The sequence below is a fragment of the Cyanobium sp. PCC 7001 genome (assembly GCF_000155635.1).
Classification (GTDB): Bacteria; Cyanobacteriota; Cyanobacteriia; order PCC-6307; family Cyanobiaceae; genus NIES-981.
The window spans coordinates 2,379,522-2,403,444 of record NZ_DS990556.1 but is presented as its reverse complement, the minus strand read 5'-3'; the positions used below and the strand labels follow the sequence as shown (position 1 = coordinate 2,403,444).

Sequence of the window (23,923 nt, the reverse complement as noted above, 5' to 3'; positions counted from 1 at the left end):
CCTCTGCATCAGGCCTCGGCGTCAGGCCTCGGCGTCCTTGATCAGTTCGAGAAGGCGTCGGGAGGTGTCGTCCATGAACGACAACGGCCAGTGCAGTTGCACCACCGCCTGATCAGCCAGCTCGCACAGGGCATTGCGCTGGCCAGCCGCGCCGCAGCTGGCGGAAAGACCGAGCAGCGCGTTGGTGAGTTTGCCCCGCAGGCAACTTTCGGCCCCACTGCGGGCCAGCACGGCCTCGGCGGCCTTGCGGGTGACCTGCACCGATTCGGCATAGGGAAGGGCGCGCGCCCCGCCCATCACGGCGCCACCGGCCGGAGCAGGTCCCAGAGCTGGCAGGGAGGCCGCCAGGCCGAGGAGCATGCCGCCGCAGGCGAGCGGGAGGTTCCGGGCTCGGCCTTGGCGGCGGGGCATGGCCTGGAGGGGTCGGGGGTTCAGCGGGATCGCCATTCGCATCACCTGGATCAACCTCATCGCCTGGATCACCGTCCGCATCGGCATCTGGGCCGTCGTGCACTCGCTTCACGCTAGTCAGGGAGCCTGGAATCGCCCACTGCTGGAGCGGGGCACGCGGCAGCGGTGGCGTAGGCCAGAACACCGGTGCCGTGGGGGGCGAGGGGTAGTTTGGGGCCCCGCAAGGCTGCTTTCCCCATGGCCATGAACGTCCGGCAGGTGTCACTGGCCCAGCCGTTCAGCGACCAGAAGCCGGGCACCTCCGGGCTTCGCAAGAGCAGCCGTCAGTTCGCCACACCCCACTACCTCGAGAGCTTCATCGAGGCGATCTTCCGCGTGCTGCCGGGGGTGGCCGGCGGCACGCTGGTGCTGGGCGGCGACGGCCGCTACGGCAACCGCCAGGCCATCGGCGTGATCTGCCGCATGGCCGCCGCCCACGGCGTCGCCCGGGTGATCACCACCACGGGGGGAATCCTCTCCACCCCCGCGGCCTCCCATCTGATCCGCCAACGGCAGGCGATCGGCGGCATCATCCTGTCCGCCAGCCACAACCCCGGTGGTCCCGACGGGGACTTCGGCGTCAAGTTGAACGGCGCCAACGGCGGCCCCGCGCCGGAATCACTCACCGAAGCCATCTTTGCGGTGACCCAGCAGCTGGAGGGCTACCGCATCGCCGAGGACGCGGCCCCTGTGGAGCCCGGCCCTGGAGGCTGGCTGGAGGCGCCGGGCCAGTGGAGCCTGGGCAGCCTCCAGGTGGAGGTGATCGATGGCGTCGACGACTACGTGGCCCTGATGCAGGGCCTGTTCGATTTCGACGCCATCGCCGATCTGCTGCGGAACGATTTCCCCATGGCCTTCGACGCCATGCACGCGGTGACGGGCCCCTACGCCCACAGAATCCTGGAAGGCCTGCTGGGGGCTCCCGCTGGCACCGTGCGGCATGGGGTTCCCCTGGAGGACTTCGGCGGCGGACACCCCGATCCGAACCTCACCTACGCCCACGACCTGGCTGACCTGCTGCTGAAGGGGGACGGCTACCGCTTCGGGGCGGCCTGCGATGGCGACGGCGACCGCAACATGATCCTCGGCCACCACTGTTTCGTGAATCCCAGCGACAGCCTGGCCGTGCTCACCGCCAACGCCACCCTGGCCCCGGGCTATGCCGACGGCCTGGCCGGGGTGGCCCGCTCGATGCCCACCAGCGCCGCCGCCGACGTGGTGGCCCAGGCGCTCGGCATCGACTGCTTCGAGACGCCCACCGGCTGGAAGTTCTTCGGCAATCTCCTCGATGCCGGCCGGATCACCCTCTGCGGCGAGGAGAGCTTCGGCACCGGCAGCCACCACATCCGCGAGAAGGACGGGCTGTGGGCCGTGCTCTTCTGGCTGCAGATCCTGGCGCGGCGGCGCTGCTCGGTGGCCACGATCATGCAGGAGCACTGGGCCCGCTACGGGCGGCACTACTACTCCCGCCACGACTACGAAGCGATCCCCAGCGAGGCCGCCGCCGGCCTCTACGGCCGGGTGCGCCAGATGCAGCCGGCGCTGGTGGGCCAGGCCTTCGCGGGCCGCACCATCCAGCTGGCCGATGATTTCGCCTACACCGATCCGGTGGACGGCTCCATGAGCCAGGGCCAGGGCCTGCGGCTGCTGCTGGATGACGGCAGCCGCGTGGTGCTGCGGCTGTCTGGCACCGGCACCCAGGGCGCCACGCTGCGGGTGTATCTCGAACGCTATGTGCCGCCCAGCGGCAACCTCGGCCAGGATCCCCAGGCCGCCCTCGGGGATCTGATCGGCGCCATCGACGCCCTGGCCGAGATCCGAAGCCGAACCGGCATGGAGCGGCCCACGGTGATCACCTGATCACGGGGCCTCCGGATCATCGCGTTCAGCCGATCGCGTCCTGGGTGGAGTCCTCAGTGGCGTCCTCGCTGGCGGCGGGGAACCAGCGGGCCTCCAGCTGCTTGATCAGCACGTAGAAGGGAGGCACGACGCCCAGGGAGAGCACGGTGGCCACCAGCAGGCCGCCGAAGATCACGGTGCCGAGCGACTGCTGGCTGTTGGCTCCGGCGGTGGTGGCGAGCACCAGGGGCAGGAATCCAGCCAGCGCCGCAATGGCTGTCATCAGGATGGGCCGCAACCGGGATTCGGCCGCCGCCATCGCCGCCGCGGCCGGCTCCATGCCGGCCTCCAGATGCTGCTCGGCCACCTCCACGATCAGGATGCCGTTCTTGGCGGCCAGGCCGATCAGGGTCACCAGGCCCACCTGGGCGTAGATGTTGAGATCGATCGAGCGCAGCGCCAGGAACACCAGTGCCCCGAGCATGGCCAGGGGCACGGTCATGAGGATCACCACGGGCGTCACGTAGCTCTCGTACTGGGCCGAGAGCACGAGATACACGATCAGCACGCCGAGGCCGAACACCAGCACACTGGCACTGCCGGCGGACAGCTGCAGGGCGGCGATGCCCGTGAAGGCATAGCCGATGTTGTTGAAGTCGAGACGGCGGAAGATGGTCTGAATGGCCGTGAGCGCCTGCCCCGAACTCTTGCCCGCGGCCTCGGCTCCCTGCACCAGGATGGTGCGGTAGAGGTTGTAGTGGCTGATCACCGGGGGGGCACTGGTGAGCTCCGCCGTGGCGAACTCCGACACCTGGATCAGCTGGTTGTCATTGCTGCGCACGTAATAGCTCAGGATGTCGTCCAACTTGCCGCGGCCTCCGGCATCGGCCTGCACATAGATGTTGCGCGCCTGGCCACTTTCGTAGGTGAGACCGGAGAAGTTGCCGCCGGCCAGCACGGCGATCGTCTGCATGGCCTGCTGAAAGTCGATGTTGAGGCTGCCGAGGATGGAGCGATCGATCTTGAGCCCGAAGGCCGGAGCACTGGGAATGAACTGGGTGTAGAGGGTGGAGAAGGAACCGCTGGCCTCCCCGGTGGCCACCAGTTTCTGGGCCAGCTCATCGAGCTGGTTGAAGCTGTAGGCGCCGTTGCTGAGATCGTTGAACTGAAAGTAGAAGCCGCTCTGGGCCGAGAATCCCGGCACCGCCGGAGGCTGGGAGGCCCGGGCCAGCCCCCCGCTGAGGCCCCCGAGCTTCTGGTTGAGGCGGCCCACGATGGCCGGTGCCTTGTGGGCACGGCCGGAGCGCTCCTCGAGGGGTTTGAGTCCGAAGAAGAACAGCCCCTGATCCGGGCTGCTGCCGTTGAAGCCTGCCCCACTGATGATGCCCGCCGAGGTGATGTCCTCCTCCTCCTTGAGCACCGCGGCGATCTGCTGGCCGAGCTGCTGGGTCTGGGTGAGGGAGGCGCCGTTCTGGAGCTGGTAGATGCCGAGGCCGAACCCCTGGTCCTCCTCGGGGATGAAGGCTGAAGGCAGGGCCCCGAAGGCGAGCACCGTGACCACGATGCCCCCCGCCAGTCCCATCAGGATGAGGCGGCGGTGCTCGATCAGCCGCGCGATCGTGCTCGCGTAGGTTCTCTCCAGCCGGGCAAAGGCCGCATTGAACAGGCTGAAGATCTGCTCGAGACGGCTCCCGGCCAGGCCGAACACCAGCACGCCCGCCAGATAGGCCCCGTTGCCGAAGGAGGCCGCGCTGAAACGTCCGAACGCCAGGCCCACCACGACCCCGGCCACGGGCCAGACCCATCCCTTGGGCGCTGGTGGCTTGCCGGAGCGCATCACCAGGGCCGCCATCATCGGCGAGAAGGTGAGGGCGTTGAAGGCCGAAATCGCGATCGAGAAGGCGATCGTGAGGGCGAACTGCCGGTAGATGATGCCGATGCCGCCGGGATAGAACGCCACCGGCACGAACACCGCCATCAGCACCAGGGCCGTGGCGATCAGGGCGCCGATCAGTTCGCCCATGCAGGCCAGCGCGGCCTGGCGCGGCCGCATCCCCGTTTCGATGTTCTTCGCCACCGCCTCGATCACCACGATGGCGTCATCCACCACCAGTCCGGTGGCCAGCACGAGGCCCAGCAGCGTGAGCTGGTTGATCGAGAAGCCGAAGGCCTTGATGAAGGCGAAGGCCCCGATCAAGGAGATGGGAATCGCCAGGCTGGGCACCACCGTGGCGCGCCAATCCTGCAGAAACACGAACAGAATCACCAGCACCAGCACGATGGCGAGCCCGAGGGCATCCACCACCCCATCCACGGCAGACTCGATGAACTGCCCAACGTTGTAGATCTGGGTGAGGGTGACACCGGGGGGCAGGCTGGCCACGAACTGGTCCATCAAGGCCACCACGGCCTGCGACACCTGCAGGGCGTTGCTGTCGGGGGTCTGGTACACCCCGATCGTGATGGCCGGATGGCCCTGGATGTTGACGCCCTGGGTGGCAAAGGTGTTGAAGCCATAGGTGGCTTCGCCCACATCCTGCAGCCGCAGCAGATTCCCCTGCGGCGAGCGGCCCACGATCAGTTGGTTGAGATCCTCGATCGAAACGAGGTTGCCGTTGTTCTCCACCAGGATCGGGTAGGTGAAGGCCTGGTTGCCGGTGGACGGCGGCCCACCCACCAGACCGCCCACCGCCACGGTGTTCTGGCTCTGAACGGCGGACACCACCTGATCCGCCGTGAGCTGGTAGGCGGTGAGGCGGTCCGGATCGATGAACAGCCAGAAGGCGGGGGTGCTTCCTCCGAACAGGGAGGCCTGGGCCACGCCGGGGATGCGCTCCAGTTGATAGAAGAGCTCGCGGTAGATGAGGCCATTGAGGTAGGCCGCATCGAACTGACCTTCGGTGGATGACAGCTGGTAGGCCAGCAGAATCGATGGCGTCGTCTGGATCACCGACACGCCGGTGCTGGACACCTGAGAGGGCAGCTGGGGCATGGCCAGCGACACCCTGTTCTGCACGTTGACCTGGTCGATGTTGATATCCGATCCCTCATCGAAGAACACGTTCACCGTGCTCTGGCCCGTGTTGGTGGTGAGTGAGGAGATGTACGCCGCGTCAGGAACGCCGTTGATCTGCTGCTCCAGCACATTGGTCACGGCCTGCTCGGTGACCAGGGAATTGGCCCCTCCATAGGTGGCGTTGACCTGGATCTGGGGAGGGGCGATCGGCGGCAGGTTCTCGATCGGGAGGCTGGGAATCGCGATCAGACCGATCAGCACGATCAGGATGCTGCAGACCGTGGTGAGAACCGGCCGCTTGATGAAGGTGTCGGAGAGAGACATGGCCGGCTCAGGATCCGCGGCCTGCAATCCTCACGGGCATGCCATTGCGCAGCAGGGCCGTGTTGCTCACCACCACCCGATCACCGGAGCTCAGGCCCGAAAGCACGGGATAGCGGTTGCCCTCCAGCGTGCCGAGCTTCACGGCCGTCTGCACCACGATCGGCGTGGCGGGGGGCAGGCTCTCCAGCTTGGTGCGCTGCGCGTCCGGAATCTGCCGGGAGGCCCGGATCTTGGGCAGCACCGTGCTGAGGGGCTCGATTCTGTACACGAAGGGCTGCTGGGCCTGCATCATCACCGCCTGCACGGGCAGGGAGAGCTGGCGGGTGGAGCCGGTGATGATGCGGTTGCGCACGTACTGGCCCGTCTTGAGCCGGCCGCCCAGATTCGGGAACTCCGCCTTCACCAGCACCGTGTTCGGCGCCGTGCTGCTGCCACTCACGCCGAAGTAGGGCGAGATGAACACCACCCGGCCCGTGCCGCTCACGGGGGGATCCCCCTGGGAGAGCAGCTGCACCGGCTGCCCCAGTTCAACCCTGCCGGCCTGGGTGGCCGGCACATCCATCAGGGTCCAGAGCACACTGTTGTCGACGATGCCCGTGATCGCCTGGCCCTTGCGCACGTAATCGCCGAGCTTCACGGAGTCGAGATCACCGATCACCCCGGCGATCGGCGCGCGCACGTACTTGTAGCCGAGATCGGCCGCCTTGGCCCGGGCCTGGTCACGGCTCTGAATGGCCTGGGTCACATAGAAGTCGCGGTCCTTGGTGGACACCGCCCCCTGCTGATTCAGGAAGATGTAGCGCTCGGCGTTCACCACGTCCTTGCGGGCCTCCGCCCGGCTGGCATCGAGGGCGGCGGCCTCCTGCACGTTGTCGAGCACGAGGATGGGCTGGCCGGCCTGCACCTGCTGGCCCTGCCTGGCCAGGATCTTCACCACCTGCCCGTCCACCTCCGGCCGCAACGCCACATCCGTGGTGGAGGAGAGACGGCTCATCACCTCGATCGCCGGGCTGAAGGAGGCCTCGGCCAGGGTGGCCACCTGCACCTGCAGGGGCTGGCGCGAGGCCGTCGGCTTCGTGGCACATCCAGCGACGAGCAGCAGCGCGGCCAGCGGCAGAACCACCTGGCCGGGCCTGATGACCGCGGCCGGGATTGGAAGCGCCATCCAGACCAGGGGCGATGGGAGTGGGCCCAACGGTACCGGTCCCCTCCGGGATTGTCCCGCGACCAGCCCAGCTGACAGGCCAGCGGTTGCCGTGTCAGGGGCGGAAACGGCGGCGGCGGCGGTAGGCCGGGTCGGTGCTCGCCGCCTGGAGCTGCCGGATCGACTCGATCGCCAGCCCACTCAAGGCACCGGCAGCCGCCAGCAGCCAGCGCAGCCGGTGCAGCTCATCCGGGTCAATGTCGTTGGGGGTGTTGGCGACGATCGACTCCATGAACATCCCGATCATCCAACCGAGCACCAGGCCGGCCAGAACCGCCAGCAGCACCTTGCGGCCACTCATCGGCCGCGGGACAGGGAGTGGGTTCCGCTCCGCCTCAGGCTGACGCAGGGGAGGAGGGAACTGACTCATGGCCCCGATGCCGCTCCGGGAGCGGGTTCACGACCCTCAGCATCGTCCCTCAGCAGCGATTTGACCACCACGTAGAACACGGGCACCACCAGCAGCGAGAGCACCGTGGCGATCAGCAATCCTCCGAACACCACCGTGCCGAGGGACGCCTGGCTGCGGGCGCCGGCGCCACTGGCCAGCACCAGGGGGAGGAAGCCGAACAGGGAGGAGATGGCCGTCATGATGATCGGCCGCAGGCGGGAGCGGGCCGCCTCGCGGGCCGCCTCGATCGCCCGGGCCCCCGCCGCCATGCGCTGGTTGGCCAGGTCCACGATCAGGATGCCGTTCTTGGCCGCCAGGCCGATCAGCATCACCAGGCCCACCTGGGCGTAGATGTTGAGCACCTCGCCGCGGATCGCCAGGAACGCCAGCGCCCCCAGCATGGCGGTGGGCACCGTCATCAGGATGATCAGGGGATCGGCGTAGCTCTCGTACTGGGCCGCCAGCACCAGGTACACCACCAGGATGCCCAGGGCGAAGATCACCACGGCCAGGGAGCCGGCCTTCACCTCCTCCCTGGAGATGCCGGTCCAGTCGAAACCAAGACCGGGAATCGACTGGACCTTGAAGATGTCGCGCATGGTGTTGATCGCCTGGCCGGAGCTCTTGCCCGCCGCGGCCTGGCCATCCACCTTGATCGAGCGGTAGAGATTGAAGTGGGGCACCACGGAGGGCCCTTCACTCGCCCGCACGGTGAAGAACTCGGAGAGGGGGATCTGCTCCCCGTCGGCGTTGCGCACGTAGAGGGCCTTGAGCCGCTCCGGCGTGGCCCGGCTGACGTCGCTGGCCTGCACGAAGACACGCCGCACCCTGCCCTCCTGGAAGGTGTCGTTCACATAGAGACCGCCGAAGTTGACGCTGAAGGAGCGCATGGCCTCGCCGAAGTCCACCCCCAGCGAGGCCAGCCGGTCACGGTCCACGTCGATGGCCAGCTGAGGTGCGGCGGGGGAGAACTGGGTGCGCACCGGCGGCGTGCGGCTGAAGGTGGGATCGGCGTTGGCCGCCTGGATGATTCGGCCGGCCGCCTCCGAAAACGCCGGCAGATCGAGGCTGCCGCCGCTCCGGTCGAGAACCTGAAACTCGAAGCCACCCGAGGTGCCATAGCCCGGAATCGCGGGAGGCTCCACCACCACCACGCGGGCCTCCTGGATCTCCGCGGCGAAACGGCGGTTGAGGCGCTCCACGATCGCCCCCACCGACTGGTCGGCGCTGGGGCGCTCCGACCAGTTGCGGGTGCCGAAGAAGAAGAGGCCGTTGTTGGGGGCGTTCCCCTCCAGGCTGGCGCCGCTGAAGATCGCGGCCGAGGTGATGTCCTTCTCCTCCCGCAGGATGGCGCTCACCTTGCGGTTGATCGCCGCGGTCACCTGAATCGAGCCGCCATCCGGCGCCTGCAGGATGCCCACGGCGTAGCCCTGGTCCTCCACGGGCACGAAGCCGCCGGGAATGGCGGTGAAGGCGAACCCGGTGAGCACGATGCCGCCAGCCAGCACGGCCATCACCAGCCGTCGACGCCCCAGCACCCACTCCAGCAGGCCGTGGTAGCGCCCCTCCAAACCGGCGTAGACCCGATTGAAACGGCGAAAGATGGCAGGGGTGAACCAGCCGGCGGCGATTCCGAGCGCCGTGAACAGCAGCACGGCGATGGGCCTTCCGACGCCCGCGAAGAGAAGGCCGCTGACCGCACCGCCGATCACGAAGGGCAGGCGCAAGGGCAGACCGGTGGCCAACTTCGCCCCGTAGCCCACCGCCAACCCCGCCACGAGAGCGCCGAGGGCGGCCAAGGCACCGGAGCCCCCGGAGAGCAGGCCATAGACGAAACCGATCGATCCACCGGCGATGGCGTAGGTGCGCTGGCCCGGGGGTTCCCCCTCCTGAGCCAGCAGCAGGGCCGCCAGCATCGGGGAGAAGGTGAGGGCGTTGAAGGTGGAGATGGCCACCGAAAAGATGATCGTGGCGGCGAACTGCTGGTAAATCGAGCCGGTGGCCCCGGGGAAGAACAGCACCGGCAGGAACACGGCGAACAGCACGATCGAGGTGGCGATCACGGCGCTGAACAGTTCATCCATGGTGCCCTTGGCGGCCTCGACGGCCGAGCGGCCTTCGGCCTTCTTGGTGGACGTGTCCTCGATCACCGTGATGGCATCGTCCACCACCAGGCCGGTGGCGAGGATCAGACCGAAGAGGGTGAGCTGATTGAGGGAGAAGCCGAAGGCATTCACCAGGGCGAAGGTGCCGATCAGGGCCACGGGGATGGCGATGCCGGGCACCAGGGTGGCTTTCCAGTCCTGTAGAAAGAGAAACAGGATGAGCACCACCAGCATCACCGCATCCCGCAGGGAGCTCACCACCCCCTGGATCGAGGCATTGATGAAGTCGGTGCTGTCGTAGATCTTCTCCATCTTCAGGCCCACCGGCATGGTGGCCTCGAAGTCGTCGAGCACCGCCTTGATGCCCTTGGAGGTTTCCAGCGCATTGGTGCCGCCGAGCTGATACACCGCCATGCCCACCGACGGCACACTGCGGATGTCGGTGGCCTGCAGGGCATAGTTCTCACCACCGAGGCTGGCTTCGCCCACATCCCGCAGGCGCACGATGCTCCCCTCCGGCGTGGTGCGGATGATCAGATTGTTGAACTCTTCCACACTGAGCAGGCGCCCTTGCAGCTGCACGGTGAAGGTGAACTGCTGACCCGCCGGGGCCGGCTCACCACCCACCTGGCCTGCGGGTACGAGGCGGTTCTGGCTGCTCAGGGCCGCCACCACGTCGTTGGAGGTGAGTCCGAAGGCCGCCAGCTTGTCGGGGTCGAGCCAGAGCCTGAAGGCCAGTCTGCGTTCACCGAAATAGAGCAGTTCCCCCACGCCGGGAACACGGCCGATGGGTTCGGTGAGGTTCTGATCCAACAGGCCGCTGATCGTTTCGGCCGAGTAGCTGATGGTGTCCGGGTCTTCGCTGACGAAGTTGTAGACCAGCAGAATCTGGTTGGAGGCTTTGTTGACAACCACACCGGATTGACGCACCTCATCGGGCAAGGAGGGGTTGGCCAGAGCCACCCTGTTCTGGACATTCACCTGGTTGATATCGCCGTTGGTGCCGCTGGCGAAGGACACCGTGATTTCACTACGACCATCGGCGGAACTGCTGGAGGTGATGAAGTCCATGTTCTCCACCCCATTGATCTGCTGCTCCAGCACATTCGTCACCCCCTGCTCCACGGTGATGGCATCGGCCCCCGAATAGAGGGAGCTCACGTTCACCGTGGGCGGCGCGATGTCCGGCAGGTTCTCGATCGGCAGCACCGGGATGGAGATCAGTCCGGCGATCACGATGATCAGGCTGCACACCGTGGTGAGCACCGGCCGGATGATGAAGCTGTTGGATGGAGACACGGGAGACGATCGACGGGCCGGTGCGGAACCGTGGCTTCAGCTTCAGTTGAGCTTCACCGCTGTGCCATGGCGGAGGTTGAGCAGGTTGGTGGTGATCACCTGGCTCCCAGGGGTCACACCCTCGAGCACGGCGTAGCTGTTGTTCTGCAGTGGACCGAGCTTCACCGGCGTCTGCAGGGCAAAGCGGGTCGCCGGCGTTTCCTGGCTGAGCTTCTCGAGCTGGGCGATCGGCGCCTTGCCGGGCTGTCGCTTCAGGTCGTCGATGGTGCCCACGCGAAACACGAAGCTCTGGCCGGAGCTCTGGGTCACGGCCGCGAAGGGCACCGCCGGCAGGATCTGGCGGTCCAGCTCCACCAGGGTCTGGAGCCGCAGGCCGGTGCGCAGCGCCCCGGAAGGGTTGGGCAGTGCCGCCTTCACCAGCAGTCCCTGGCTGGACGCCGTGACGTTCGGGTCCACGAAATCGATCCGACCCCGGGCCAGGGTGCCGCTGGCATCGGGCTTGCGCACCACCACCGGCTGGCCCAGCTTCACCCGGGCCGACTGCACGGCCGGAATGTCGATGCGCATCAGCAGCCGGTCGTTGCGCACCACCTTGGTGAACGTTGTTCCGGCCTGGACCACATCCCCCTGCTTGACCTCCAGATCGCTCACCACGCCGGTGATCGGGGCCCGCAGATTGCTGAAGGCCAGGTCGGCCTCCCGGGCCTTCACGTCCTCATTGGCCTGGAGGCAGCGAGCTCGGAAGCTGTCCCGCTGGAGCACGCTGGCCGCTCCCTTGGCGGCCAGAAAATCAAAGCGGCGAAAGTCGATGCAGAGGTTGTCGCGCTCCTCGCGCGCCGCAGCCAGCTGGGCGCGGGGCTGGGTCTGATCCAGCTGCAGGATCGGCTGGCCCTGCTGCACCAGCTGCCCCTCCCGCACCAGCAGGCGCTCGATCCGGCCGGTCACCCTGGTGGCCAGGGAGACCTCCTCAAGGGCCTCGAGGGTGCCGATGGTGTCCACCACCTCCTGGAACGGCGCCGTGGCCACCGGGACGGCCGACACCGACACCACCCGCGGCGGCGGCGGCGGGGATGGCGCACAGGCCGTGAGCAACAGCGCCCCGGCGGCCAGCACCGTGCCGGCGCCTCCGGTGGCTGTGGGCCGAACCAGCACAGGACTTCCACGTGAATAGGCGCAGTCTGAGGTGTCGGCAGCCGGGATGCGAGCCGGCATGGCAGGCGCCAGGATCGTCCACATCCGCAACGGCATGGCCGCCGCGTCCCTTGGCCGATCTGTTCAGCCATCACGGTGAGGAACGGCGCCGTGCCCTGGCGCCCCTGGCGGATCGGCTGCGGCCGCGCACGCTCGATGACTTCGTGGGCCAGGAGGGCATTCTGGGTCCGGGCCGGCTGCTGCGCCGGGCCATCGCCGCCGACCGGGTCGGCAACCTGATCCTCCACGGTCCGCCCGGCACCGGCAAGACCACCCTGGCCCGCATCATCGCCGGCACCACCCGCGCCCATTTCACCAGCCTCAATGCCGTACTGGCCGGGGTGAAGGATCTGCGCACCGCCGTGGATGAGGCGCGGGGACGCCTGGAGCAGCACGGACTGCGCACGCTGCTGTTCATCGACGAGGTGCACCGCTTCAACGCCGCCCAGCAGGATGCCCTGCTGCCCTGGGTGGAGAACGGCACCGTCACCCTGATCGGCGCCACCACGGAGAACCCCTTCTTCGAGGTGAACAAGGCCCTGGTGAGCCGGTCGCGGCTGTTCCGCCTGCAGCCCCTGGAACCGATCCATCTGCATCAGCTGCTGCAACGGGCCCTCAGCGACGAAGCGGCGGGCTACGGCCGGATCAGGGTGCAGCTCACGCCCGAGGCCGCCGATCATCTCGTGGACGTTGCGTCCGGCGACGCCCGCAGCCTGCTCAATGCGCTGGAGCTGGCGGTGGAAACCACCGCGGCGGACGCGGAGGGCGTGGTCCGGATCGACCTGGCCATCGCCGAGGAGTCGATCCAGCAGCGGGCCGTGCTCTACGACAAGCAGGGGGATGCCCACTTCGACACGATCAGCGCCTTCATCAAGTCGCTGCGGGGCAGCGATCCCGATGCCGCCCTGTTCTGGCTGGCCCGCATGGTGGAGGCCGGGGAGAACCCCCGCTTCATCTTCCGCCGGATGCTGATCGCCGCCGGCGAGGACATCGGCCTGGCCGATCCCCAGGCCATCGTGGTGGTGGAGGCCTGTGCCGCCGCCTTCGAGCGGGTGGGGCTGCCGGAGGGCCTCTATCCCCTGGCCCAGGCCGCGCTCTATCTGGCCGGCACCGACAAGAGCAACAGCGTGCTGGGGTTCTTCGACGCCCTGCGCAGCGTGCGGCAGGCCCAGCGGCAGGCCGTGCCGGCTCACCTGCGCGATGCCAACCGGGATGGCCAGGCCTTCGGGGACGGGGTGGGCTACCGCTATCCCCACGCCTATGCGGAGCACTGGGTGGCCCAGCAGTACCTCCCGTCCGGCCTGCAGGGGGAGTTGTTCTGGCAGCCCGGCGCCCTGGGCTGGGAGGGGCAGCTGCGCCACCGCCTCCAGCAGCGGCGCGCGGCCCAGCTGGCCGCCGCCGCCGAAGCCGATGCGGAGCAGGGGGAGATTCTCAGCAGCAGCCCGGACGACCCCCAGCTGGAGCGCTGGCTGCAACGCCAGGCCGTGGCCGAAGGTGCCCGGCTGGACCAGCTGCGGCGCCAGCTCTGGAGCGGCGCCCGCTGGCAGCGGCACGACCGGGTGCTGATCCTGGAGGCCCGTTCCCTGCTCTGGGCCCTCGACCCCCTCGAGGCCACGCCGGAAGGGGGCGTGGTGATCACGGTGCCGAGCCAGGCGGAGGCCGAGCGCCTCGGGGCCCAGCTTCAGGTGCTGGACACGCTGCGGCGGCCGGAGATCCTGGTGGTGCCGGTGGACGACCCCCAGGCCCTGCAGCGGGCGTTGGGCAGTGACCCGCGTGGCCGCTTCGAGTGGATCGCCGCCCGCCACCCCTGGCGTGGAGTTCCCGAGAGCGTGGTCACGGCCTGGGTGGACACCCTGGTGCCCCTGCTCAGCGCGCGGGGGCAGTGGCGGCTGCTGTTCAGCCACCCTGAGCTGGGCCCGGCCCAGGCCCTGCAGCACAGCGCCTCAGCGCGGGAGCGCCAGCCCGCCGCCCTGGCCGCGCTGGTGGCGGCCGAGCAGGCGGCCCTCAACCGCCAGCAGGAGCGAATGGCGCTGCTGGAACAGCAGCTGCGCCAGCGGCAGCAGGCCATCCGGAAGGAGAAATGGAGTGAACAGCTCCAGCTGCGTCTGGAGGCCGCCCTGGTGCAACGCTGGATGGAGCCCGGCAGCCGCTACCGCCGGGAGCTGGGGGAGACGCTGGACTCCAAGACGACGGCGTCCCAGACGTCCAAGGCGCTGCAGGCGTTGGGGGCGGCGCTGGAGCACCGGATCGGTCGCGACCTGCCGCAACAGCTGCTGCACACCCTGCTGATCGGAGCGGCGGCAGGCGAGGCGGAACCTGGGTCCTGCCCATGAAAAAGCCCCGGGGTAACCCGGGGCTCATGAAAGGTTCGATGCCCCGACCTCACCAGAGGCCGCGGATCACCTCGGGCTGGGCCATCGGAGCCGGAGCCGGGGTGGCGCGCACTTCAGCCACTGGATCGCTCATCTGATTGGCCTGGATGCAGGCGGGCAGGAACACGTACCAGGAGAGCAGCGAGGTGCACTGGGCATCGCCCTGGCAACGGCCCTCGGCGCAGACATTCTGGGCACCGGTGTAGGTGTTGCAGAAGTCAGCCAGACGCATGTCCGTGGGCAGGGCGGTCATGATCCCGGCCGAGGAGATCTGGCCATCAGCGGCATCCTCGATGATGGCCGCGCGCAGGGCCTGCACCGAGTAATTGGTCATGCTCCAGTACGGGAAGTAGCTGGTGGTCTGGTTCTTGAGGAACTTGACCCCCTCGTCGGAGTAGAGGAAGCGGGAGACCCCGATCAGATCCACGTCGTAGGTCTTGTTCATGCCGTCGCGCACTTCATCGGCGGTCCAGCCGGAGCCGTTGAGGCCGCCCTGCAGTCCACGATCGGTCACCTCACCGGTTTCCAGGTAGGTGTTGAAGGCGTCCTGGTTGGTTGACCAGACGGCACCACCGCTGTTCCAACGCACCGGCAGATCGTTGTCGACGGCGGCGGAGGCGGGGAGCACAGTAGTGGAAAGGGCCGCACCGACAAACAGTCCGGCCAGCAGGCGGTTGATCACGAGAGTTGAAGATCGCTCCTCCGAAAACTAGCCATCGCTGACACGTCTGTCTCCCAAGAGCAAGCACGCGTGTACAAACCGACACCTGGCCTCGCCATCACGGGCGGAGCCGCGCGCAGGACCACTCCTGATCAGGTCCAGGACTCCATCCGATCCACACGAAGGGCCGTCGGCCCGGTCCTGCCCGGGCAGCCCGTAGGCTCTGGCCAGTGAGCTGTCAGCACCCATGGCCCTGGCGATCGGCGACGCCGCCCCGGACTTCACCCTGCCGGACCAGGACGGTCGGCCCGTGAGTCTGGCCACGCTCCGTGGACAGCGGGTGGTGATCTACTTCTATCCGAAGGACGACACCCCTGGTTGCACCAAGGAAGCCTGCAACTTCAGGGATCAGTGGAGCGCCTTCGCGGAGCACGGCATCCAGGTGCTCGGCATCAGCAAGGACGGCGCGGCCAGCCACAGCAAGTTCATCGCCAAGTATTCCCTTCCCTTCACCCTGCTCACCGACGCCGAGCCCTGTCCGGTGGCCAGCGCCTACGAGAGCTATGGACTGAAGAAGTTCATGGGGCGGGAGTACATGGGCATGATGCGCCACACATTCGTGGTGGATGCGGAGGGCAAGCTCGAGCGCATCTACACCAAGGTGAAGGCCGAAACGATGGCCGACACCATCCTCACGGACCTGGGGCTGGCCTGAGCCGCGCCAGGGCCCGCAGGGCCAGATCGGGCTCCGGGGTGAGCCCGAGACGTTCAGCCAGGGCGGCCCCATCCCCCCCGGTGATCCGCAGCCGGCAGCGGGGCTCCTCGCGGCGGGCGTCCTCCCAGGCGGCCCCAACGGCCGCCGCCAGGCCGGCCACCACCCCCACCCGCATCGCCGCGGCCGTCTCACAGGGCCACGCGGCCTCGGGGGGATGCCCATCGACCCCAGGGCCTGCCGAAGGCTCCAGATCGGGCAGCAGGGCGGTACCAGCGGCGAGCGCCTTCCACTGCAGGGCCGCTCCCGCCAGGATCCGCCCGCCGGCGAACCGCCCGAGCCCATCCACCCGGGTGAGGCTCAGGGCCGTGCCCGCATCCGCCACCAGCACCGGAAGGCCGCAGTCCTGCCAGGCCTGCCAGGCCACCAGTGCCCGATCCACCCCGAGCCAGGGGGGTGCCGCGGCGAGGGGAACATCGGCCAGGCTGAGGCGCCGGCCCGGGTCGAGATCGCTTCGCGCCGGCACTGGCCCCACAGCGGCCCAGGCCAGCAGGTGCTCGCCGGTGGGATGGTCCGCACCCCGAGGCTCCCGGCTCCAGCACTGCAGCCCCTCCGCGGTGGGGGCGGCCCAGTGCCAGCGGCTGTTGCCGATCAGCAGCCAGCGGCCCCGGCGGGGACGGGCCTCGCGCTCAGATGCCCTCACCCATCAGGCCGGGCAGGTGGATGCCGCACTCCTGCTTCAACCCTCCGAAGCGGGTGGCGCGGCCGTTGGTGGTGCCGTCGTCGGGGGCGCTGGAGTGCCAGTCCCCCACGGTGGAGTAGCCGAGGGCGAAGAGCGGATGCTGGGGCAGGCCGTGTTCCTCCATGTAGTAGTAGACGTCGCGATTGGACCAGCTCAGCAGGGGCCGCAGGGCCCAGCGCTGCCGCACCGCATCGAAGACGTGCATCGAGCGGCGATGGTCCGTCTGGCTGCCACGGACGCCGCTGGCCCAGCAGGACACCCGCAGATCGCGCATCGCCCGATCGAGAGGTTCCACCTTGCGCAGACGGTGGTAAAGCTCGAGGTCTTCCACCCGGCCGGTCTCCCAGAGCCGGCCATGCAGCGCCTCCATCCGGGCGGGGCTGAGGCGGGCCTGGGCCACGTGGGGCTCCAGGCCCAGGTGCTCGCAGAGCTGCTCGGCGTACTGGTAGGTCTCCGCCGGCAGGTAGCCGGTGTCCACCCAGATCACGGGCACCGGGGTGCCGCTGCGTCGCCCCAGCCGGCTCACCATGTGGAGCAGCACGGCAGACTGGATCCCGAAGCTGGTGGTGGCCGCCAACCCCTTGCCGAAGGTGTCCTGGGCCCAGGCGAGCTGCTCCAGCGGCGCGAGGCCCTCAAGCCGCTGGCGGGCCGCCTCCACCGGCACAGGCTGGCCGTCGCGGTCGGTGGGCAGGAGCGGGGCCTGGGCTGTCACCATCGCTCCATCATCACCTCTGGGATGGGCCCCTGGTTAGGGTTCGGTCCTGCGTGTGGGCGGCCCCCTACAGAGCCATGTCGGCCATGACGGATCCCCCTCGCCACGATCCCCAGGGCAGCGATCAGGCCGGCCCTTCCCCCGCCGGGGGCCCGATCGTGATCGTGGGAGGCGGCTTCGCCGGCCTCTACACCGCCCTGGCCCTCGCCGAGCAGCGGCAGCCACCCCCGGTGCTGCTGATCGAACCCAACGACCGCTTCCTCTTCCTGCCGCTGCTCTATGAACTGCTCAGCGGCGAGCTGAGGCGCTGGGAGATCGCCCCGCGCTACGACGCCCTGCTGGCGGGCAAGGGGATCGCCTGGCTGCGGGATCGGGTCACCCACATCGATGCCACGGCGCGGTCGGTGAGCACCGAAGGAGGCCGGACGCTCGGGTTCAGCCAGCTGGTGCTGAGCACCGGGGGCAGCACCAACAGTTTCGGCATCCCCGGCGTGCGCGAACACGCCCTGGAATTCAGGACGCTGGCCGACGTGGAGCGGCTGCACCAGCTGGTCGGCGAGCTGCGCAGCCAGCAGCTGCCCCTGCAGCGCCTGGCGATCGTGGGCGCCGGTCCGAGCGGCGTGGAACTGGCCTGCAAGCTCGCCGACCTGCTCCAGGGGGCGGCCCTGGTGGAGCTGATCGAGCAGGGCCCGGAAGCCCTTCCCCAGGCCCGGGCTTTCAACCGGGACCAGGCCCTGCGCGCCCTGCAGGCCCGCGATGTGCGCCTGCGCACCCGCACCAGGGTGCAGGAGGTGGGCGCTGACCAGCTCGACCTGCAGGGCCCAGGCGGGGCCGAGAGCCTGCCGGTGCGGGCGGTGATCTGGACCGCCGGCATCAGCTTCCAGCCCCCCGCCATCACACCGGAGGTCAGGAGCGAAGGGCGCGGACGGCTGAGCTGCGAGCCCAGCCTGCGGTTGCGGGGTTTCAGCCATCTGTTTGCCGCCGGCGACATCGCGGCCCTGGAGAGCGAGGACGGCCCCTTGCCGGCCACCGCCCAGGTGGCGTTCCAGCAGGCCGACTGTCTGGCCGCCAATCTGTTGCGCAGCGAGGCGGGTGAACCGCTGGAGCCGTTCCGCTTCAAGGACCTGGGCGAGATGGTGAGCCTTGGGATCGGTGAGGCGAGCCTGGTGGGCGGCGGCCTCACCCTCGCCGGCGCGGCCGCCTACCAGCTGCGGCGGCTGGCCTACCTCACCCGGCTTCCCAGGCGCACCCACCAACTGCGGGTGGCGGCCGGCTGGCTGGCGGACTGGCAGCCATGACCGCCACGCAGCCGCCAGGCGGACGTCCGCAAGGACTCCTGCTCGATGCCATGGGCACCCTGATCGGGCTGCGGCAGTCGGTGGGCACCACCTATGCGGAGGTCGCCGGCCAGCACGGAATCCACCTCGAGCCGGCAAGCCTGGACCGGGCCTTCCGCCAGGCCTACCGGTCGGCTCCACCGCTGGCCTTTCCCCAGCTGTCGGGCTCGGCCCTGGCGGAGGCGGAGCGCGGCTGGTGGTGCTCCGTTGTCAGCACCACCCTGGAGCAGGCCGGAGCCACGCAGGTGCCGCCGGCGCTGGGCCACCAGCTGTTCGACCTGTACGCCACTGCGGATCCCTGGAGAGTGTTCCCCGAAGTGGCGGCGCTGCTCGAGCGCTGGCACCGGCGCGGCCTGCGGCTGGCCGTGGTGAGCAACTTCGACAGCCGGCTGGCGCCCCTGCTGGAGAGGCTGGGGCTGGCGCCATGGCTGGACGCGGTGGTCGTCTCGAGCAGCGCCGGTGCCGCGAAGCCGGATCCTGCACCCTTCCGTCAGGCACTGGACCAACTGGGCCTGGATGCCGCGGCGGTGTGGCATGTGGGCGACAGCCCCGAGGATGAGGCAGGTGCCGCCGCAGCGGGGATGGCCTGCGTGCTGATCCGGCGACCTTGAGACAGGGCAGCGTCGCGGGGCGCACCTCGGGGCTGCGGCCGGCCCAGCGGCGCCGACTGGAGCGGCTCTGCCACAGGCGCCATCCGGAGGATGGGATCGCCGAACCCCTGGGGCTGCAGCGGCTCGCCGCCGAGAGCCGCGAGCTGGAGCTGCCGATCACCCTGGTGGTGGACGGCCGCGGCCTCTGCCGCCTGCTCTGGGTGGGTCCCCTGGAACAGTCGGGTCGCCTGCTGGAGAAACTGCCCGGCGCCCCACGGCGCCAGGGCCGCGGCCTGCGGCTGCTCACCTGCTGCGGCCGCAGCAAGCAGCTGGCTCCCTCCACCCAGGAAGGCGTGGTGGGCCTCGATCTTCAGCCCAGCCTCTGGTTGCGCTTCGGCGACCAGCCCGCAGCCGGAGGGCACTGGGCGGCCGCCATCTACCGGCCGGGCGGCAGCGCCACGACCCCCTGGGAATTGGCGCTGGAGGGAGATCTGGCCAGCCTCGGCCCCCTGGACCCCGGGCTCGGTGGGGTCGCCGGACCCGCAACGGCGCGGGAGGAGGTTCCCCGTCCGATGGCCGGGCAGGCGGGCGAACGGGTGCTGCTGCTGGCGCTCACGCCTGGAGATCGATCGGCCGCCCAGCGGCTGATCGCCGAACTGGAGGGGCTGGTGCGGAGCGCCGGCGGCGTGCCGGTGGGCGTGGTGGAGCAGCGCCGCAGCCAGCTCGCCCCGCAGACGGTGTGGGGGGAGGGCAAGCTCGCCGAGGCAGCCCTGGAGGCGCGGCGGCTGGGGGCCACGCTGGTGGTGACCGACCGGGAACTGACGCCGGTGCAGGCCCGCAACCTGGAGCGACTGCTGGATCTTCCGATCAGCGATCGCAGCGAACTGATCCTCGACATCTTCGCCCAGCGGGCCTCCAGCGCCGCCGGGCGCCTGCAGGTGGAACTGGCCCAGCTCCGCTACCGGTTGCCGCGCCTGAGCGGGCGCGGGCGCAGTCTCTCCCGCCAGGGGGGGGGCATCGGCACCCGTGGACCGGGCGAAACGCAGCTGGAGAAGGACCGGCGTGCCATCGCCCGGCGAATCGACCGGCTGCAGCGCGATGTGCGCCAACTGGAAGCCCACCGGGAGCGGCTGCGCCGGGGCCGGCGGGGCCAGAGGCGGCTGGCTCTGGTGGGCTACACCAATGCGGGCAAGAGCTCCCTGCTCAATGCCCTCACCGGTGCCCAGGGCCAGGCGGCGGTGCTGGCGGAGAACAAGCTGTTCGCCACCCTCGATCCCACCACCCGCCGCCTGCAGCTGCGCTGGCCTGGGAGTGGCAGCGGCATCCGGCCCATGCCCCTGCTGCTCACCGACACCGTGGGCTTCATCCGCGACCTGCCGCCCCCCCTGGTGGAAGCATTCCGCTCCACCCTGGAGGAAACGCTGGATGCCGACGGGCTGCTGCTGGTGGTGGACCTGAGCGATCCCGCCTGGCCGGAGCAACGGCAGACCGTTCACGCCATCCTGGATGCGCTCGGTGCCACCATGCCCAGGCGTCTGGTGGCCAACCAGATCGACCGCTGTCCCGCCGGCGAGATCGCCAGGGCCCGGGCCCTCGAGCCCGATGCCCTGTTCGTGTCCGCCACCGGCGCCCTGGGCCTGCAGCACCTGCGGGAGGCCCTGCTGAGCTGGCCGCCGCCGCTGGCCGGGTCTCCTGTGGCAGCATCAGCGATCACGGGCCCAGGCGCCCCTTCCGTCCCTGCCACCCCCATCCCGATGGCTCTTCAACTCGGCGACACCGTCCCCGATTTCACCCAGGATTCCCAGCTGGGTCCGATCCACTTCTACGACTACGCCGGCGACAGCTGGGTGGTGCTCTTCTCCCATCCCGCCGACTACACTCCCGTGTGCACCACGGAGCTCGGCGAAGTCTCCCGGCTGCGCCCCGAATGGGAGAAGCGCAACGTCAAGACCATCGCCCTGAGCGTGGACTCCGCCGAGAGCCACAAGGGCTGGATCTGCGACATCAACGAGACCCAGAACACCGCCGTCGATTACCCGATCCTCGCCGATGAGGACAAGAAGGTGAGCGACCTCTACGGGATGATCCACCCCAACGCGCTGAACAACCTCACGGTGCGCTCGGTGTTCATCATCGATCCCAACAAGAAGCTGCGCCTCCAGATCACCTACCCCGCCAGTACGGGCCGCAATTTCGATGAGATCCTGCGGGTGATCGACTCCCTTCAACTCACCGACTACCACCAGGTGGCCACGCCGGTGAACTGGAAGGACGGCGACGACTGCGTCGTGGTGCCCTCCATCCCCACCGATGAAGCCCGCACCAAGTTCCCCAAGGGGGTCACCGAGGTGAAGCCCTACCTGCGCATGACGCCCCAGCCCAACAAGTGAGCGTCCGGGCCGGGGGCACACCCCCCGGCCTATAACCCTGGAGAGACAGGCCTGCGGCATGCGCGTTCTGGGGCTGATGAGCGGCACCAGCGCCGATGGCGTGGATGCCGTGCTCGCCGACTTCTCAGGCCCCGCCCGTCGCCCCCGCTGGCGGCTGCTCAGCCGGGCCATGCTGCCCTACCCCCCGGACCTCCGCCGCCGCCTGATCGGCTTCGGGCAGGGGGCGGCCTGCTGCGCGGCGGAGATCCTCGATCTGGCGGAAGCGGTCACGGAGGTGCAGGCTGCCGCCGCACGGGCCTGCGACCCCGACGGCCGCGCCGAACTGGTGGGCTGCCACGGACAGACCGTGTGGCACCGACCCCCAGGCCCGGAGCGCCGTGGCAGCAGCTGGCAGCTGCTGCAGGCCCCCCTCCTGGCCGGACTGCTCGAGCGGCCCGTGGTGCACGACTTCCGCGCCGCCGATCTGGTGCTCGGCGGCCACGGTGCCCCCCTGGTGTGTCCAGCGGATGAAGCCCTGGTGGGGCGCATCGCCGGCTGGCGCGCCGTGCTGAACCTGGGCGGCATCGCCAATCTCACCCTGATCCCGCCCGCTGGCGGTCCCGACGGCCACCGCCCGCTGCAGGGCTGGGACTGCGGCCCCGCCAACACCCTGCTGGATCTGGCGGTGGAGCACTTCAGCGGCGGCGAGCTGACCTACGACGCCGGTGGGGCCTGGGCCCGCCGGGGGCGGGTGGATGAAGCCCTGATCGCCACCTGGCTGCAGGAGCCCTACTTTCGGCAGCCGCCACCGAAGTCCACGGGGCGCGAACTGTTCGGGCGCCCCGATCTGGATCGCCGCCTTCGGGAACTGCCGCATGACCCGGCCGCTGCCCTCGCCACCCTCACGGCCTTCAGCGCGGCGGTGGTGGCCCAGGACCTTCAGCGAAGCCTCCGGCCGGTGGAACTGCTGGTGGCCGGAGGCGGAGCCCGCAACGGATTCCTGCTCGAGCAGCTGCGGCGGCGGTGCCGGGGCATGATCGTGCGCCCCCTGGCCGATCTCGGCATTGCCGAAAGCGACCGGGAGGCCCTGGGCTTCGCCCTGCTGGCCTGGTGGCACCACAGGGGCCACCCCGGCAATGCCCCCTCGGTGACGGGGGCCCGGGCCGCAGCGGTGCTGGGCGTGCGCGCCGACCCTCCGGGCCGCCGCGCGGCGGCCCGCTAGCCCGGGCGCTGCAGGCGCAGGCGCCGGGGCGCACCCCGCAGCCGCCGGGGGCTTTGTCCCTGCTGCTCCAGCTGCTGACGCACCTGGTCGGCGGAGATCCGGGAAGGCTGGGCGGTTCCGCCTGCGTTCCGGGCCTGCTCCAGCCGTTCGATCCCCTGCTGGATCAGCACCCGGGCCATGTTGCTCACGGTGCGGGCGTCGGCGGCCGCCAGATCGGCCAGGCGGGCACAGAGCTCTTCAGGCAGAACCACCTGGATCCTGGGCGATTTCGGGCGCCCGCTGGAAGAGGTTTGCCGGGTCGCCACGCCAGACCAGAGAAGAGGAACCGGTGCGCACGGTTCAGCCGTGTTACCCAGAAGTGTACTCAGATGCGCACGGATAGTATCCGTGCCTATGCTGGTGGCAGCCCATCCGCACCCGATCCCCCGGAGGTGGCCCCATGCCCCAGAGCCGCAAGCGCCGCACCGCCGAACGCAGCGACGTTCTGGTGTCGGCGGTGATCAGCACCTACCTGCTGACCCACCTGCACCACGTGCTGCAGCGCGCCGAGTTCGGCGCCCAGAAGGAGGGCCACACCGCCCTGGCCGCCAACTACGCCGAACTGCGCAAGGTGCTCTGCCTTGATGCCCGCAGCATGGAGGACGCCTCCGCCTGCGGCACGCCGGTGAGCGACAACCCCAAGGCGGCCTGACCATGGCACCGTGACCATGGCACCGTGACCGTGGCACCGGGGCCAGGGCAGCCCGCATCAGGGCTACAGGGTCCGAAGGGTCACCGCCGGCAACAGGCTGCAACGGTGGGATGCCGGCCGGCGCCGGCGTCCATAGGGTTTGGGCAATCGGGCCCGTCGTCATGGTCAGCAGCAGTGCCTCGCCCCCACCCCCGCCTGAAGGCGCCGTTCCGCCAGCCGCCGCTCCTGAGGGCAGCCCCCAGGACTCCGAAGCCGCCCGGGCCAGCGCGCTCTACGCGCGCATCAGCGCGGACGCTGCCCTCACCCAGGAGCTCTTCCGGCAGGCCCTACAGGACCCCCACGGCGCCCTCGACCGCATCGTGAGCCTCGGCGATCAGTTCGGCCTGCCTGTGAGCCGGGAGGCGGTGAAGGCCCATGTCGCCTCGCTCGATGACGGGGCCAGCAAGCAATGGCTGCTCAAGGCGCGGGGCGGTCTCTGAGCCGCGGCCCTGGCTGAGGCCCGCCCCGAGCCACGCGGGCATGGGTCCGGCCGAGCGCGGCGTGCCGGCAGGGCGCCGGATGCCGCCGCCCTGGGCCCAGCTGAAGAAGAGCCAGTAGCTCACGAGGGCCAGGCCCGCCGCCACGATCAGCGCGGCGACCTGTTCGAGACGTCGCATCATTGGGGCCCCGTGCGGCTTCCTGAAGTCTGCACCCAAG

General features: G+C 69.5%; 19 protein-coding genes and 1 pseudogene. 10 read left to right on the top strand and 10 right to left on the bottom strand.

Features of this window, described 5'->3' with window-relative positions:
* Positions 1 to 21: 21 nt before the first annotated feature.
* The gene (locus tag CPCC7001_RS11805; protein ID WP_225867238.1) at positions 22 to 447 is read right to left on the bottom strand and encodes a hypothetical protein; all 426 of its coding nucleotides are present in this window, start codon (positions 445 to 447) and stop codon (positions 22 to 24) included.
* Between the two features lie 201 nt (positions 448 to 648).
* Between CPCC7001_RS11805 and CPCC7001_RS11800 the strand changes: the two genes are divergently transcribed.
* Entirely contained in the window at positions 649 to 2,310 is a 1,662-nt protein-coding gene (locus CPCC7001_RS11800) for an alpha-D-glucose phosphate-specific phosphoglucomutase (RefSeq protein ID WP_006911308.1), read from the top strand.
* A gap of 25 nt (positions 2,311 to 2,335) precedes the next feature.
* On the opposite strand, the gene CPCC7001_RS11795 is transcribed toward CPCC7001_RS11800, so the two are convergent.
* The 5 genes from CPCC7001_RS11795 to CPCC7001_RS11775 all read right to left on the bottom strand — a co-directional run bounded on the left by CPCC7001_RS11795 (position 2,336) and on the right by CPCC7001_RS11775 (position 11,780).
* Positions 2,336 to 5,629, bottom strand: coding sequence for an efflux RND transporter permease subunit (locus CPCC7001_RS11795; RefSeq protein WP_006910895.1), 3,294 nt, complete (start codon positions 5,627 to 5,629; stop codon positions 2,336 to 2,338).
* Between the two features lie 7 nt (positions 5,630 to 5,636).
* Complete coding sequence (locus CPCC7001_RS11790; protein ID WP_050757126.1) at positions 5,637 to 6,794, bottom strand: efflux RND transporter periplasmic adaptor subunit; 1,158 nt, start codon at positions 6,792 to 6,794, stop codon at positions 5,637 to 5,639.
* A gap of 94 nt (positions 6,795 to 6,888) precedes the next feature.
* Positions 6,889 to 7,203, bottom strand: coding sequence for a hypothetical protein (locus tag CPCC7001_RS11785; protein ID WP_156796763.1), 315 nt, complete (start codon positions 7,201 to 7,203; stop codon positions 6,889 to 6,891).
* Positions 7,200 to 10,628, bottom strand: a complete 3,429-nt coding sequence (locus tag CPCC7001_RS11780) for an efflux RND transporter permease subunit (protein ID WP_006911475.1) — start codon at positions 10,626 to 10,628, stop codon at positions 7,200 to 7,202. Before CPCC7001_RS11780 ends, CPCC7001_RS11785 begins: the two co-directional genes overlap by 4 nt.
* Positions 10,629 to 10,670: 42 nt before the next feature.
* Positions 10,671 to 11,780, bottom strand: coding sequence for an efflux RND transporter periplasmic adaptor subunit (locus CPCC7001_RS11775; RefSeq protein ID WP_006911665.1), 1,110 nt, complete (start codon positions 11,778 to 11,780; stop codon positions 10,671 to 10,673).
* 110 nt (positions 11,781 to 11,890) lie between these two features.
* On the opposite strand from CPCC7001_RS11775, the gene CPCC7001_RS11770 reads away from it, so the two are divergent.
* Positions 11,891 to 14,152: an AAA family ATPase gene (locus CPCC7001_RS11770; protein ID WP_006911080.1), complete on the top strand. Its 2,262-nt coding sequence runs from the start codon at positions 11,891 to 11,893 to the stop codon at positions 14,150 to 14,152.
* 49 nt (positions 14,153 to 14,201) lie between these two features.
* Here the strand turns inward: CPCC7001_RS11770 and CPCC7001_RS11765 are convergent, their stop codons facing one another.
* Positions 14,202 to 14,873: an alpha/beta hydrolase gene (locus CPCC7001_RS11765; RefSeq protein ID WP_006911563.1), complete on the bottom strand. Its 672-nt coding sequence runs from the start codon at positions 14,871 to 14,873 to the stop codon at positions 14,202 to 14,204.
* 226 nt (positions 14,874 to 15,099) lie between these two features.
* Here CPCC7001_RS11765 and bcp point away from each other — a divergent pair, with 226 nt between their 5' ends.
* Entirely contained in the window at positions 15,100 to 15,567 is a 468-nt protein-coding gene (gene bcp / locus CPCC7001_RS11760; RefSeq protein WP_006911170.1) for a thioredoxin-dependent thiol peroxidase, read from the top strand.
* Here bcp and CPCC7001_RS11755 read toward each other — a convergent pair.
* Both CPCC7001_RS11755 and CPCC7001_RS11750 read right to left on the bottom strand, forming a co-directional pair.
* Positions 15,545 to 16,267 carry a type III pantothenate kinase gene (locus tag CPCC7001_RS11755; RefSeq protein WP_006909066.1) on the bottom strand — a complete coding sequence of 241 codons (723 nt, stop codon included), beginning with the start codon at positions 16,265 to 16,267 and terminating at the stop codon, positions 15,545 to 15,547. The genes bcp and CPCC7001_RS11755 overlap by 23 nt on opposite strands.
* Complete coding sequence (locus tag CPCC7001_RS11750; protein WP_006909181.1) at positions 16,254 to 17,021, bottom strand: phosphoadenylyl-sulfate reductase; 768 nt, start codon at positions 17,019 to 17,021, stop codon at positions 16,254 to 16,256. Before CPCC7001_RS11750 ends, CPCC7001_RS11755 begins: the two co-directional genes overlap by 14 nt.
* 74 nt (positions 17,022 to 17,095) lie before the next feature.
* Between CPCC7001_RS11750 and CPCC7001_RS11745 the strand changes: the two genes are divergently transcribed.
* The 5 genes and pseudogenes from CPCC7001_RS11745 to CPCC7001_RS11730 all read left to right on the top strand — a co-directional run bounded on the left by CPCC7001_RS11745 (position 17,096) and on the right by CPCC7001_RS11730 (position 22,536).
* Positions 17,096 to 18,316 (top strand): NAD(P)/FAD-dependent oxidoreductase, encoded by a 1,221-nt coding sequence (locus CPCC7001_RS11745; protein ID WP_006911146.1) that lies wholly within the window; start codon positions 17,096 to 17,098, stop codon positions 18,314 to 18,316.
* Positions 18,313 to 18,966 carry an HAD-IA family hydrolase gene (locus tag CPCC7001_RS11740; RefSeq protein ID WP_006911051.1) on the top strand — a complete coding sequence of 218 codons (654 nt, stop codon included), beginning with the start codon at positions 18,313 to 18,315 and terminating at the stop codon, positions 18,964 to 18,966. Before CPCC7001_RS11745 ends, CPCC7001_RS11740 begins: the two co-directional genes overlap by 4 nt.
* Positions 18,963 to 20,606: pseudogene (gene hflX, locus CPCC7001_RS11735) on the top strand (GTPase HflX); the annotation flags it as partial. The gene CPCC7001_RS11740 and the pseudogene hflX, both read left to right, overlap by 4 nt.
* Before the next feature lie 93 nt (positions 20,607 to 20,699).
* The gene (locus CPCC7001_RS15850) at positions 20,700 to 21,335 is read left to right on the top strand and encodes a peroxiredoxin (RefSeq protein WP_225867301.1); all 636 of its coding nucleotides are present in this window, start codon (positions 20,700 to 20,702) and stop codon (positions 21,333 to 21,335) included.
* 58 nt (positions 21,336 to 21,393) lie between these two features.
* Positions 21,394 to 22,536, top strand: coding sequence for an anhydro-N-acetylmuramic acid kinase (locus CPCC7001_RS11730; protein ID WP_006910365.1), 1,143 nt, complete (start codon positions 21,394 to 21,396; stop codon positions 22,534 to 22,536).
* Here the strand turns inward: CPCC7001_RS11730 and CPCC7001_RS11725 are convergent.
* Positions 22,533 to 22,841, bottom strand: a complete 309-nt coding sequence (locus CPCC7001_RS11725) for a hypothetical protein (RefSeq protein WP_043369040.1) — start codon at positions 22,839 to 22,841, stop codon at positions 22,533 to 22,535. The two genes, CPCC7001_RS11730 and CPCC7001_RS11725, sit on opposite strands and share 4 nt — an antisense overlap.
* Before the next feature lie 134 nt (positions 22,842 to 22,975).
* Here CPCC7001_RS11725 and CPCC7001_RS11720 point away from each other — a divergent pair, with 134 nt between their 5' ends.
* Positions 22,976 to 23,227, top strand: a complete 252-nt coding sequence (locus CPCC7001_RS11720) for a hypothetical protein (protein ID WP_006909217.1) — start codon at positions 22,976 to 22,978, stop codon at positions 23,225 to 23,227.
* A 281-nt stretch (positions 23,228 to 23,508) separates the two neighbouring features.
* The gene (locus CPCC7001_RS14560) at positions 23,509 to 23,706 is read left to right on the top strand and encodes a hypothetical protein (RefSeq protein ID WP_071778370.1); all 198 of its coding nucleotides are present in this window, start codon (positions 23,509 to 23,511) and stop codon (positions 23,704 to 23,706) included.
* Positions 23,707 to 23,923 lie beyond the last annotated feature (217 nt).